The following is a 12059-nucleotide window of genomic DNA, read 5'->3' on the forward strand; positions in this document are numbered from 1 at the left end:
CGACCCGCACAGCGCCAGCCAGCGCCCGCGACCGCGACCCGCACAGCGCCAGCCAGCGCCCGCGACCGCGACCCGCACAGCGCCAGCCAGCGCCCGCGACCGCGACCCGCACAGCGCCAGCCAGCGCCCGCGACCGCGACCCGCACAGCGCCAGCCAGCGCAAGAATTCCCCTTGGTTATCTCACGGTTTTCGACTCGCACCACTTGCGGTCACGCCGCTTATGTGGTTGTCAATATCTGCGACTCATGGTTCCGTATTGTTGAGATTTATCTTGCCCGCAAGAAATAGACAGATGCACCACGCGGGCCACTTAGACTAAGAAGAAAAATGAAAGAAAGAGCCGAGAGGAAAGGGGAATAATAGAGAGGTTGCCTACAATAGAACAGAACTTGAGGACGGAAGGCAACGCGAGTATCAGACAGCCAACACCCCACCCAAGCCGACTGTTCACGTGCCTGCCGGCATCGAAGTCGGAGGACACGGAGGAAGTGGGTTGCCCAGCGTTGGCCTGCGACAAGGCTTTGAGGCAACCCTTCCTCTCTAGTAGGACTCCCGAAAAGAAGACAGAGAGGAAGGCCGAGAGGAAGGTGGACGGGCGAGAGGTCTACGGGATCTCGCAGCCGAGTCCGTTCCGTTTGCACACGGCAGAGTGCCGACCCTAGTCCTGCTGAGATTCTGCTTCGCGGTTACCACCGCTGATCCCAGAATACGCCAACAAGTTCACGTCACGGCGCTCAAGCCTCCGTAAGGAACCAGCTCAGTATAGCTAGGTTGACTAGCGAAGGACAGGCTCCGGAAACTGGTCGGTCGCAATAAACCCGAGTCTATTTCCTGCGTGAGGCGCGAGGCTCGCTTAGCTGGCTTGTCGGTGGGACATGTGATTTCTCGGCTGTTGCAGAGCGTCTGCGAGGCTGAGGGTGCTTCGGTCAGGACGTTGGTCGAGATCGGCCAGCGATGTGGTGAGCAAGTTCAGGGTGCGCGGGACGCTGTCGTGTTGGCCGAGTCGCGCCTGTAGGCGCATGAGGTCGCGGTAGATCGCCTCGTTGTAGGGGTCAAGGTGGCGGGCTTGTTCCAGGAGGGCGAGTGCCTGTTCGGGGCTGTCGGTTCTGATCTTCCGTATCAGGATGCTGAGCGCGTCGAGGGCGTCACGCCGGAGTGCTTCGCGCGGCCCGTCGATCCAATCCGCGGAGATGCCTTCGGCGAGGTCTCCGCGGTACAACTCGGTGACGCGGTTCGCCGCCGCGACGGCGTCCGTTGCGGCAGTCTGGTGGCTGGCGGTGATGGCGTCCTGGAGCTGCCAGAGGTCGGCGGTCACTATCGGCTGGTTGAGCCGATAGTGGCTGTCCTGGTTGACAATGATGTCAAGGGTTTCGTCGTCGCTTGCCCGACGAAGGCTGCGGCGTAGCTGGGACAGGGTCGCGTGGAAGCTGTTGTAGGGGCGTCCGCCGGGAGCGTCCGGCCAGAGCGCGGCGCTGAGGGTTTCGCGTCGGCACCCGTCACGGTGCAGCGCCAGGTAGACCAGGATTTCGCGTTGGCGCGGAGCGAGAAGGTCGACGAGGTCGCGGGGTTCGGGGTTCGCTCTGCTCAGGTGAAGCCGGCCGAGCACCTGCAGGTGCAGTGGCCGGACCGGGGACGGGTCTGTGGGCAGGCGCAGCGCGGGCGTTCGGTTGTCGTCGAGCCGGGCGGCCGAGTGGTGCGGACGGCTACCGGCCTCCGGCGAGGTGGGCTCCCTCTCGGATTCAGCCGGTTCGGACCGTCCGGTCGGGTGCTCGCCGGGATTGTCGCGGACGACCGCCGCTGCCGGTGGGGTCGCGGCTGCGGCGTCGGGCGCTGCTGTGGCGAACTCGTACTCGGAGACGAGTCGTTTGGCGTTCGTCTCTGTGCTCTCGGCCCGGCTTTGCCGCTGTGTGCCCGGTTCCACGGCGCTGCCAGCGGCGATGCGGTCTCGGATCGGGTCGCCGCTGCTGCCTGAGTCGGCCGCGTGGAGGAGTGCGAGTAGGTCACGGGCGTCGGTGTCCGGCAGTGTGAACAGTCGGGCGTCGGCCAAGTCTTCGTTCAGGGTGGGGCTGGTCGCTTCGACTGTGCCGTCATCACGCACACGAGCGGTGTCGCCGGGGTGCCAGGGGCCGAGGAACACTCCGGCCAGGCCGAGGTGCGAGCCGTTGTCGAGGATGGCCTGTGCGCGCCGGTTCGTGCCCGCGGTGGGCGTGGCCACCACCACGGCAGGTCCGGCATCGCCGCGCGGGTGCGCCGTGTTCGCCGATGGGTCGTCCTTCGCGATGTCGCCGGTGTCGGTGCGGGCGACCAGCTCGGCCTCCAACGTCCCCAGGGCTGCGGGCAGGTCATCGACGATGCGCAGCCGGTCTGGGACGTGATCCGCCAGGTCGTGTCCGAATAGCGAGCGGGCATCGTCGGCGGGCATCACGATCATGGCGTCGAGACCGTCGCTGGCGGCCTGCGCGAGCAGTGTCACGATCAAGGCCCGCGCGGCGGAGTGGGCACCGGGACCGGTGAGTCCCAGGCCCCGCGTGCTGGCGAGGTCGAGTGCGATGGCGTGCCCGTCGCGGACGCCGAGCGAGGAGTCCTGGGGCGCCGGCAGCACAGCACGGACCGTGGCCTGGGCTCGTTCGCGGGTGCGCATGTCGGCTGGCCGTACATGTCCAGATAGTGCGGGCGCAGCAGTTGGCGTGTACGTGGTGATGTCGTGGGCTATGCGCAGTGCGCGTACGACCGGGAGGCCGGCAGGGTCAGCGTCGTCGTGTGAGCCAGGTTGGTACCAGCGGCGGCGCCGGAGCCGGACGGTGATCATCGCGAGGGTGATCAGGGCAGCCAGTCCGAGGCCGACGAACGCGCCGGTCGGCAGTGCGATACCGGTTCCTGGCTGCGCCTCGGGCATGTCCGGCTGTTCTCCTCGATGCGAGTACGGAGGGGAGGGCTGTTCGACGGAGTTAGTCGGGCCCTCTGGGGCAGGCGCGGCTGTCGGGCTGTTCGGTGACGTCGCGGGCCGTTCTGTTGGCTCCGCCGATGGCGGTGCCACCTGAGCGGGCAGGACGAGCTGCCAGCCGGGCAAGAGCTGGTCGGGGTGGCGCAGCGCGCGGCCGTCGGGTTGGGTGCGGCCGGCGTTGAGGTCGAAGATCGCGTGCCAGGCGCCCGGGTCGCCGAGTTCGTGTTCGGCGATGCCCGAGAGCGTGTCGGCGAGCTTGATGATGACGGTGCGCCCACTCGCTGTGGTGATGTCCGCGGGATGGGGCAGGGCGATGGCATCCGGTGGGAACAGCAGCGTCCACCCCGGTTCCAGGTCGCCTGGGCTGTCGGCGAGCAGCGCGGGGTTGAGCCGCACGATCTCGTGGTAGCGGGTACCGCGGCCGAGGTGACGTTTGGCCAAGTCCCACAGGGTGTCGCCGTGCACCACCGTGTAGGGCACAGCGTCGTCCGTTCGCGCCGCTGCCGGAACCGGTGTGGTCGCGGTGTCGACGGTGTCCGCGGCCTGATCGGTTGCAGTGTCCGTCGCGTGGACCCGGGCCGCCGTGACGGGGTATTCGTGTGGCCACGGCGGCGCGGTGGCCGCGACCGGAGTTACCAGGGCTGTCGATGCCGCCGCGGTACCGGCCGAGGTAGCCACGAGAACGGCGGCCACAAGTCCGGCGATCCATCGGCCGCGCGGCACTCGGCGCAGCAGACCGCGGGCGGTACCGATGCCGTGTCCGGTCTGGCGGATCACTTCGACCGTGACAGAGAGGGTTAGCAGGAGCCAGCCAGCCCAGGCCACTGCCACGAGCAGCCAGATCACGAGGTCGCCGGTGAGCCACGCCCACCGCAACATGTTCCAGATCCGTTCGGGCCATTGGCTGATCGGAGCGGGATCGGGCCAGGGGAAGGAAAGCAGGCGGGCGGGGTCGGCGCCGAGCGCGAGGAGTCCGCACGGTATCCCTGCGATGAAGGCAAGCAAGGCCAGCGCGGCGCATGCCCCGCGAATCCGCTGTGCTGATGCGGTGGTCATGGCAGATCGCCGGTGCGGGTTCCGACGCCGAGTTCAGCCAATGCGGTGCCCGTGGCCTCGACGGTACCGCCGAGCAGCCCGATGGGGGTGGCCTCGGTGACGGTGACGGACACGCGGACCGCGCGCGGACCGGCGACGCTGACCTGACCGGGATACCCGGCACGGGCGAGGTAGTCGGCGGCAGTGCGCGCTGCGCTCGTTGTGTCGATGCTGATCGCTGGGCTTCGGGTGTCCACCGCGGTGTTGGCCGCGCGGGCGGCTTCAGCAGCCAGCGCGTCGGCACGGGCGATGACGCGCAACCGCGCAGAGCCATCCACCACCAAGGCGAAGACGAGCAGTAGCGCAGGCACCAGGACGGCCACTATCACGCTGACCGAACCCGTGTCCCGCAGCTTTGTCCGGGTCGTCATGGGATGCCCCGGTACGGGTCAGCGGGGCTGATGAAGGTACTCGTGATCGCACGACTCCCGCCGGGAACCGGCAGCGCAAGGTCACTGAGTGCAACGCGGCAGGTCACACTTGCCCGAACCTGTCCGGCACGGCCGACAACGATCTGGCTGGCGTCGACTGACACGCTGGATTCCTGGCATGTGATGCCCTCGCGCCCGAGGCGTTCGCGGGCCACTCTCGTTCCAGACTGCTGTGCCGCGAGGGGACTTCGGGCGATCGAAGCCGCTCGTGCGGCAGCGGTGGCGGCATTGTCGACGGCTTGCTGCGCCGAGCTGATGCGCGCACCGGCGATGATCAATAGGCCGACGAAGATCACGCCAGGCACTAGCACGGCAGCTTCGACGCTGACGGAGCCGAGATCACTCCAAGGTCGTTCACCGAGGCGATGTGCGTGTGCTCGGCGGGTCATGAGCCACCCCCGGCGGCCTGTGACCATCGTTCCTTGACTGCCTGGGCAGTCGATTCGACGCGGATGTCCAAACCAGGGATCGGTAGCAGGCGGATGGTCGTGCCGGAGACAACGACCTGGACGGTTTCGGCGGTGACGGTGGCACGGATCTCAGGCGTGGCGAGGACGCCGCGGCCTGCGCGGTCGGCGAACGAGCGTGCCGCGACGGTCGCTGTGGACTGGGTGGCTCCGACCGGGCGACCGGCGTCCACGCCGGCCTGTGCAGCTTGAGCGGCCACGGAGTGCGCGTGCCACCACAACCCGCCCTGCACAGCCGCGAGGATCAGCAGCAGTACCAATGGGAACAACACGGCCAGGCCGACAGACTCCGCTCCGCCGTCGTCGTGCATCCGCGTCCGACAGAACGCTCGACAACGTGTCCACACAGGTCGCCCCTTCAACCGGTTGGGACGCAAGAGCTCCATCACGGCACCATCGCAGGGGTCGTCACCGTGCCGCCGCGTGCGAGGGGAATATCCTGCAATGGGGATGGCTTCAGCGTCGCAGGCTCGGGGGAAGCGGTTGTCTTCTGAGCTTGGGCAGTCTTCGTGTGCGCCGCGCCACCGGCGGGCTTCCTTCGCTTGGTACGGCTGGGTTTCCCGTTGTTGAGCCATCGAGTGAGTTCGGCGGCGGGCACGTCGGTGAACGCGGCCAGCTCGTCGATCTCGATGACGTCCCCGGACTCGGCCAGCACGTCACCCAGTTCCCGTTCGACGTCGCCGAGTTGCTCGGCGAGCTCGGCGTGACGCTCTGCGAGGTCGCCGACTAATCGCGCTGCGGCAGACCTCCTCTCGCTCCGGACGGCGTCGGCTGCTTCGACACGTCGTTCGATCTCCTCGGTGGTCGGCATCGTGGACTCCTTGGGGTAAAGGGTTTCCAGAGAGTGCAGGTCTACTTGATTTGCCCTTGGTAGTTCTGGACAGCGGCACGGATCGCGAAGGCAAGCCCGATCGCCACGGCCAGCCCGATAGCGACGAGGACGGCTTTTTCCACGGACTCCGATCCGCGGTCTCCCGACGCACGAGCCCGCTTGCACTGTTCTTCTGCAGTGACGACGAGGGCGAGCACCCATCGGGTCAGGATCAGTCCGAGCCGGGTGCCGCATCGCCGGGCGGTGGTCACGTAGCGGTCGAGGTGATTGAGCATAGGTATCGATCTCCTTTACGACGAATCGGTTGCCTTGTAAGGTTTTCGGCCAGTTCGCTGTCATGGTTGCCTGTAGGTAGTCAGTGAGGTCGACGAGTCGCGGGACGGGAGGAGAACGAGTTCGGGCCACTCGGACGGTGACTGCTCCCACGGGAATAGCCCGGCATGAGTAACGTCCCGTGCGGCAGTTATGTGGGCGAACACGCTTCGCGGCAACGCGTCCGAGTCCTGGGACAAGCCACGGAGCTGGTCAGGTCCCGGAGCGTTCACAAGCGCGTGGCTGACTCGGTCAGCAAGGTCTTGACGTCGCATCTTCTGCTCCCACGCGCGACAGATCAAGACGCACCCCCAGACATGCCGGGTCACTTCGTGCAGGCAGGTGTCGACGTTGTCGACCGCTTGTCGCGTTGCGGCTGCCAGGTTGTCGCCGGCGTCCGGTTCGGCGGCGACCTCGTCGGCGAGAGCGCGGGCGTCCCGGCTGCGGTCCAGGCAGCCCAAGGTCCGCCACACCACTTTGTGGACCTCGCCCGGCAGAGCGGGGTCGAGCCAGGCGCGCGCCGGGCTGCGGTGCAGTTCCCTTAGCCCCGCGAGCAACTCGGCTACCCGTTCGCCAGGATCTGCACCGAGGCCGTCGAAGTCGCTGCGACGAAAGAACTCGCCACGTCGGAGCCGAGGAAGTTGGGCGGCTTCGCGCCGGAGCGGGTCCTCAACGGACGGATGGCTAAGGGCGCGCCATACGCCCAGTACCAGAATCAAGGTCACGAGACCGATGCCGAGCTTCTCGCCGAAGCCTTGACCAGCAACGGATAACTGCATGGCCAGACCAGCGGAGAAGAGTCCTTTGAGGATGGTTGCCGGGTGGAGGAAAGCGAGGGATTGCCTGCGCCGCCATTGCCGCGTGGTGATCGCAGGATTGATCAGCACTGTGTCGTAACCGTCAGGGAACGCGCAGTCGAGCACCGGCGGCACTGTCGCAGGTGAATCATGTTCGCGCATCAAGGTTTCTCCCTTCGAAGGGCCGGTAACGGCGGGTGTCGTCGCGCGTTTTCCACTAGCCGCCGCCGGTGGCCAGCCTGATCATTGCGGGGTACATCACCAGGAGGAGGAACGCGACCAGTAGCAACGCCACTGGAAGCGCGAGCCGTTGGGAGCGGGCGTTGGCGTCGGCTTTGTCGGCGGCCAGCGCGGCAGCGCGCAGCGCGCTCGATTTGGCGATGAGCGTGGTGTAGACGGCGGCACCGTCGGCCGCGGTGGCGAGGATGTCAGCCAGATCCGCGAGTTCGACCACTCTCATCCGTGTACCCAGACGGGACAGGGCTTCCCACGGCGTGTGACCGGCACGCGTCGCGCGGCCGAGGGTGCGGCTGATCCGGGCGAACACCCACGAGTCCCCGACCGCGGCCGCCTCGCCCAGCGCCTGGCTGGGGGCTCGGCCGGTGGCGCGTTCCTGTGCAACGAGATCGAGATAGGCGGCGGTGGCGCGGCGGAATTCCTCCCGCGCCCGGGTGGCGTCCTCCTGCACGGCCAGGACTGGCACCACTGCCCCTGCCGCCGCGCCCACTGTCACGGCCAGCAGCACCACCGTGGCGGAGAGGTCGATCCCGCCGAACCATCCCAGTCCGGCCACGGCGAGCACGGTGCCGGCAGTGCCACCGGCCCAGGCCAGACGGCGGGCAAGGTAGTGGTCGGCGGTCTGATCGAGCACGTCCAGATCGTCGGCAGGAATGCCCCACCAGCGGTTCGACGACCGTCCAGAGAACCCTGCCAGGCGTTCGATCCGGGTGGACCAGCGGCTGCGCGGCGGTGCCCCGTCAGCACGGCGGGCGGCGCGGTCGTCCAGCTCGGCGACCGCGGCGGCCACGTTGACAGGTGCCGGGCGCACCAGCGCCAGCAGCACGCAGACCAGAGCGAGCCCGCCCAGCGCACCGAGCACGACAGCGGTGATCCCGGGGTTCATCGTGACACCTCCACGTCGAGGCGGGCGGCAACGATCGGGGTGCTCCTCTGTCTCGGTGTCCCGGGCGGGATCCTCGAGGTCGCGCCGAGCAGCCGCGCTGGACGGCGAATTCGGGTGAGCAGGTGCATCCACCACCCGGACGCGCCCAGCAGGCCACCGATCCCGGCCATCACGAGCTGGCCGAGCAGGTCGTTGAACGGGGCGAGGAACTCGTGCGCGAAGACGATCAACCCGGTGAGCAAGAGCGCGGTGATGCCAAGGATGGCGCGGACATCGGTGCGGGGTTTCGCGCGGTCGGCTTCGATGTCGCGGCGGGCGACGACCTCGCGTTCCAGGGCGGTGGCCTTGCTGTCGAGTATGTCGACCAGTCCGCGTCCGCCTGCGCGGGCGCGAAGGATAAGCGCGAGGACCACTTCATCGGCGGCTTCGTCGCCCACATCCTCGGCGAAGGCGCGGAGCGCGGCCTCCAGACCGCGGGTCCGCAGCCGCACCGCCAGGGTTTCGACCTCGCTGACCAGTGCCTCGGGGGCGGTTCGGGCGGAGGTGGCGATCGCTTGCTCCAGCCCGCCGGCGCCGGAGGCCAGCACGTCGGCGAGACGCCGTACCCAGCTCGCAAGCGCGTCCAACCTCGCGATCACACGGCGGGCGTCGTGTCCGCGTGCCAGGATCGGCACCGTCAGCACCGCGGCGACGGTCAGGATGACGGCGACCGGCCAGCCGGTGCCCCACCACACGACACCGCCCGCAGCGACCGCGACGACGACCCGCCACCTCGGTACCCGTGTCGCGAACGTCCTCCAGCCCGCGCTGCGCGCCGCGAGCGGTGTCGTCGACCGCGCGGTGGGTGGGCGGAAGGCCGCGACGGCGCATGCGATCGCCGCCACCGCGGCGACGCCGAGCGCAACCGCCCACAGGCCCGTCATCGCCTGCCCCCGACCGGCATGTTGCTGGTGTGCCAGGTATCTGCACCGGCGGTGTCGAACAGGTTGCGGTCGAACCCGTGCCTCGCCAAGCGCTCCAGCAGGTCACGAGTCGGTGCGTAGGCCGGGACTGCGCGGCCGTCTGCCGGGCGTGGGGCGAAAATCCTGGTGATGTCCGGGCGGCCGGAATCGCCGACCGGACCGACCTCGATGATCTCGGTGACGAACCGCTGCCTACGCCGCCCGCCGGGCGTGTCGTGGTCGACGCGGGCGACGTGCACAACGAGGTCGATCGCCGAAGCGGTCCACTGGTGAGCGGCATCGATCGCCAGCGGCGGATTGGCGAGCTGCCCGAGCGCGCCGATCCGGTCGAACACCGCAGAGGCGCTCGTGGCATGCAGGGTGCACATGCCGCCCGTGGCACCGTTGCCGAGAGCGCGCAGCATCGCGGTAACTTCCCCGGCACGGACTTCCCCGACGATCACCCTGCTCGGCGAGTGCCGCAGCGTCTGCTTCAGGAGGTCGTCCAAGGAGATCTCCCCGATCCCCTCCGAGTTCGCCGGACGGGCCTCCAACGGAGTGACCAAGGGCCGGGCACCGATGTGCAGACCGAGCTCGTACTCCTCCTCGACGGTGACCACGTGCTCGTAGTCCGGGATCTCCGTGCACAGCGCGCGCAGCAGAGTTGTTTTGCCCGCGGCCGGGCCGCCGGACACGATCACGTTGCAGCCAGCCCGTATCGCCGAGCGCAGGAAGGCCGCGAGTAGCGGATCGAGCGTGCCGTTGGCCACGAGATCGTTCAGGCCGACGTCGGCCAATCGGTGGCGGCGGATCGCCACTCGCGGCCGGTCGGACACCTCCATCACCGCGGCCACCCGCGCCCCCAGCGGACCACCCGCGCCGATCCGCAAGTTTCCCAGCGGGCGGCCGGCGTTGAACTCGCGGGAGGTCTGGCCTTGGCGGGCGAACATCGCCGCGAGCATCTCCACCAGGTCGGCATCGGTATCGGCTACTGGGTGCGGCCATTGCTCGACCGAGCCGTCCGCCAGCTCCAGCAGGACCCGGTCACAGCCGTGCACGTGAATGTTCTCCACATCGGTGCGCTCCAACAGTTCCTCCAGCACACCCAGCCCCGACAGCGCCGCCACGACCGCTCGGTTCAATCGCTGTTCTTCGGTAACTGGCAGCGGCGCGTGTCCGGCGGTCGCGCGGCGTTGCACCCAGCCGGCGACCTCGTCAGCCACGTAGGCACGCAACCGCGCCTGCTGCTCCTCGGTCGTCAGCGGTGCGTCCACATGGGACTCACCCGCGGCGACCCGTTCCAGCCGGGCAGCGACCGCTTCTCGAATCTCTCGGATGGCCTCGGAATCGAAACGCCGTGCCTGCACGCTGTCCGGCAGTGGCACCGGTATGCGCGGTATCGCTGTCGCGGAGTTGCTCCGCGGTGGCGGCAGCGTCGCTGGATACGGCGGGACAGCCGGATCACCTGGAAACCGGAACGCGTTGCGCGGCAACGTCATCGTGTACCTCCAGAAAGCAACCGAGCCGGTGCCGACGCGGCCGGAACGCGTGGTTCGCTCGGCGCGTAGGCGTGATAGGTGCTGTGCAGGCGACGCGCAATGCGGCGTGCGCTGCGCAGCAGCGGCGACCGGTGAGGAAGGGCTCCCCCGTCGATGCCGTCGGAGAACACCGCCGCTGTCCGCGTGGCCATCGGAACTTCCACCGCGGCCTCCCGCCCCAGCGCCACGCGGACTTCGCGGGTGCCCGCGGGCGTTGTCGCGCAGACAGCCAGCCCCAACCGCTGAGGCAGAATCCGCTCGGCGAGCTCGGCCAAGACGGGGCGCGCGGCCAGCACATGCCGCTGCGTCGGGCGCACTGCCACCAGCACGAGGTCCGAAGCGAGCAACATCGGCCACGGCGTCGCCGAGCTGAAGCGGCCGAGGTCGACCAGCGCGTCGGCCGGATGCCCGGCGGCGGTCTTGAACGCAGCCAACGCCACGGTGAGACGAGTCCATCCGGCTGTGCCGATGGCGGTGTGCTGGCTCGGGGTGCTCAGCCCGGACAGGAGGCCAACATGCCGCGCCGGAGGCACCGCTTGCACGTGCTCGATCAGCGTCGCCGGATCCCCTGCCATCGCGTGCCGGGTTGCGATGGCGTGCGACAACAGGCCGACGTCAGTACGAACGAACCCGTTCACGACCCAATGCCCCAGCCATCCCGGCGCCACGTCGCCCCCGGCGGGGTCGCAGTCGGCCAGCAGCACCGGCGCAGGCCAGGCCGCCGCCAACGCGGCCAGCGTCGTGGTCCCGCCGGGCGACCCCTTACCCGACACGATCGTGATCATCGCCATCTCCCTCACCATTCCTTCGGCAGTTGGTCTTCTCACGCGCCCGGTCCGAGCTGGACCATGACGACTTGGCCAGCGGAAGCGCTGGTCGCGGCCTGCGCGGCGTCCGTGCCGACGACGACATCGACCGTGACCGCCCCGGTGGAGTCCGGCAGGCCGACGCCGAGCACCCGCGCACGAAACGGACCGGACGTGCTCGCCGGGGTCTGCCCGACGTCGGGCCCGGTGCCGCCCTCGATCGGGGTGACCTGCACCAGATCCCCGGCCGACAAGCCACGGGCAGGCAGGTGACCCGGCCGAACGGGTAGGCCCACCAGCCGCTCCCCTGGCCCCGGAATCGGCTGCACAGACAGCTGCCCAGGCGCTAGCACCGTCCCTGCGGGCAAGATCGACCGCGCGACCTGCCCCACGACCTTGTCCCTGTCACCGACCGGGATGAAAACCAGCGGCTCGTCCGGGACGGCCTTGACCACACCGAGATCGCTTTCCTCGATCGTCTGCCCCCAGCCGACCTCTCGGGTGAGCGCCAGGACGTCGACCCGGTCGTCCTGCCCCGTGATCAGGGCGTAGTTGCCGAACGCGACGACCGCGGCCAACACCACCGCGACCCCCAACAACCACCACCGCCGTCGCCGTGGCACCCTCGGTACCTCGTCGTCCTCGGGCTGTTCGACGAAGCCCGAGTCGCTGCCATGCGAATTCGACGATCGGGAAAAAGACAAAGCGGTACCCATAGTGGTATTCCTCCACAATCCAGAATCGCGGCTTTGGTGCGCCTAGAAAGCGTTCA

Annotated in this window: 12 protein-coding genes; all 12 read right to left on the bottom strand. The window is 68.6% G+C overall.

All coding sequences use genetic code 11. The annotated features are described in order from the left end of the window. Positions 1-854: 854 nt before the first annotated feature. Entirely contained in the window at positions 855-4001 is a 3147-nt protein-coding gene (locus tag ACLJRL_RS06755) for a BTAD domain-containing putative transcriptional regulator (protein WP_410655192.1), read from the bottom strand. Then, positions 3998-4411, bottom strand: coding sequence for a hypothetical protein (locus tag ACLJRL_RS06760; protein ID WP_410655193.1), 414 nt, complete (start codon positions 4409-4411; stop codon positions 3998-4000). The genes ACLJRL_RS06755 and ACLJRL_RS06760 overlap by 4 nt, the downstream gene beginning before the upstream one ends. Continuing rightward, entirely contained in the window at positions 4408-4860 is a 453-nt protein-coding gene (locus ACLJRL_RS06765; protein WP_410655194.1) for a TadE/TadG family type IV pilus assembly protein, read from the bottom strand. The genes ACLJRL_RS06760 and ACLJRL_RS06765 overlap by 4 nt, the downstream gene beginning before the upstream one ends. After that, on the bottom strand, positions 4857-5249 hold the full coding sequence (locus ACLJRL_RS06770; protein ID WP_410655195.1) for a TadE/TadG family type IV pilus assembly protein: 393 nt from the start codon (positions 5247-5249) through the stop codon (positions 4857-4859). Before ACLJRL_RS06770 ends, ACLJRL_RS06765 begins: the two co-directional genes overlap by 4 nt. Before the next feature lie 74 nt (positions 5250-5323). Continuing rightward, a complete protein-coding gene (locus ACLJRL_RS06775; RefSeq protein WP_410655196.1) occupies positions 5324-5749 on the bottom strand; it encodes a hypothetical protein in 426 nt (141 codons plus the stop codon). Between the two features lie 41 nt (positions 5750-5790). Next, on the bottom strand, positions 5791-6045 hold the full coding sequence (locus ACLJRL_RS06780; protein WP_410655197.1) for a hypothetical protein: 255 nt from the start codon (positions 6043-6045) through the stop codon (positions 5791-5793). A gap of 60 nt (positions 6046-6105) precedes the next feature. Then, positions 6106-7041 (bottom strand): hypothetical protein, encoded by a 936-nt coding sequence (locus tag ACLJRL_RS06785; protein WP_410655198.1) that lies wholly within the window; start codon positions 7039-7041, stop codon positions 6106-6108. A 55-nt stretch (positions 7042-7096) separates the two neighbouring features. Beyond that, positions 7097-8002, bottom strand: coding sequence for a type II secretion system F family protein (locus tag ACLJRL_RS06790; RefSeq protein WP_410655199.1), 906 nt, complete (start codon positions 8000-8002; stop codon positions 7097-7099). Continuing rightward, positions 7999-8925 carry a type II secretion system F family protein gene (locus ACLJRL_RS06795; RefSeq protein WP_410655200.1) on the bottom strand — a complete coding sequence of 309 codons (927 nt, stop codon included), beginning with the start codon at positions 8923-8925 and terminating at the stop codon, positions 7999-8001. Before ACLJRL_RS06795 ends, ACLJRL_RS06790 begins: the two co-directional genes overlap by 4 nt. Further along, positions 8922-10328 (bottom strand): CpaF family protein, encoded by a 1407-nt coding sequence (locus tag ACLJRL_RS06800; RefSeq protein WP_410655201.1) that lies wholly within the window; start codon positions 10326-10328, stop codon positions 8922-8924. Before ACLJRL_RS06800 ends, ACLJRL_RS06795 begins: the two co-directional genes overlap by 4 nt. A gap of 110 nt (positions 10329-10438) precedes the next feature. Then, positions 10439-11308, bottom strand: a complete 870-nt coding sequence (locus tag ACLJRL_RS06805; RefSeq protein ID WP_410655202.1) for a hypothetical protein — start codon at positions 11306-11308, stop codon at positions 10439-10441. Next, positions 11305-12003, bottom strand: a complete 699-nt coding sequence (locus tag ACLJRL_RS06810; RefSeq protein ID WP_410655203.1) for an SAF domain-containing protein — start codon at positions 12001-12003, stop codon at positions 11305-11307. Before ACLJRL_RS06810 ends, ACLJRL_RS06805 begins: the two co-directional genes overlap by 4 nt. Positions 12004-12059: the final 56 nt, after the last annotated feature.

Origin of the sequence: Amycolatopsis sp. lyj-112 (assembly GCF_046549055.1) — a bacterium.
GTDB lineage: Bacteria > Actinomycetota > Actinomycetes > Mycobacteriales > Pseudonocardiaceae > Amycolatopsis.

What these genes read in the sequence shown, in the direction of transcription:
- ACLJRL_RS06765 (WP_410655194.1), bottom strand. Translation starts at nt 4,860, where the DNA reads ATGACCCGCCGAGCACACGCACATCGCCTCGGTGAACGACCTTGGAGT.
- ACLJRL_RS06790 (WP_410655199.1), bottom strand. Translation starts at nt 8,002, where the DNA reads ATGAACCCCGGGATCACCGCTGTCGTGCTCGGTGCGCTGGGCGGGCTC.
- ACLJRL_RS06770 (WP_410655195.1), bottom strand. Translation starts at nt 5,249, where the DNA reads ATGCACGACGACGGCGGAGCGGAGTCTGTCGGCCTGGCCGTGTTGTTC.
- ACLJRL_RS06810 (WP_410655203.1), bottom strand. Translation starts at nt 12,003, where the DNA reads ATGGGTACCGCTTTGTCTTTTTCCCGATCGTCGAATTCGCATGGCAGC.
- ACLJRL_RS06755 (WP_410655192.1), bottom strand. Translation starts at nt 4,001, where the DNA reads ATGACCACCGCATCAGCACAGCGGATTCGCGGGGCATGCGCCGCGCTG.
- ACLJRL_RS06775 (WP_410655196.1), bottom strand. Translation starts at nt 5,749, where the DNA reads ATGCCGACCACCGAGGAGATCGAACGACGTGTCGAAGCAGCCGACGCC.
- ACLJRL_RS06795 (WP_410655200.1), bottom strand. Translation starts at nt 8,925, where the DNA reads ATGACGGGCCTGTGGGCGGTTGCGCTCGGCGTCGCCGCGGTGGCGGCG.
- ACLJRL_RS06785 (WP_410655198.1), bottom strand. Translation starts at nt 7,041, where the DNA reads ATGCGCGAACATGATTCACCTGCGACAGTGCCGCCGGTGCTCGACTGC.
- ACLJRL_RS06760 (WP_410655193.1), bottom strand. Translation starts at nt 4,411, where the DNA reads ATGACGACCCGGACAAAGCTGCGGGACACGGGTTCGGTCAGCGTGATA.
- ACLJRL_RS06780 (WP_410655197.1), bottom strand. Translation starts at nt 6,045, where the DNA reads ATGCTCAATCACCTCGACCGCTACGTGACCACCGCCCGGCGATGCGGC.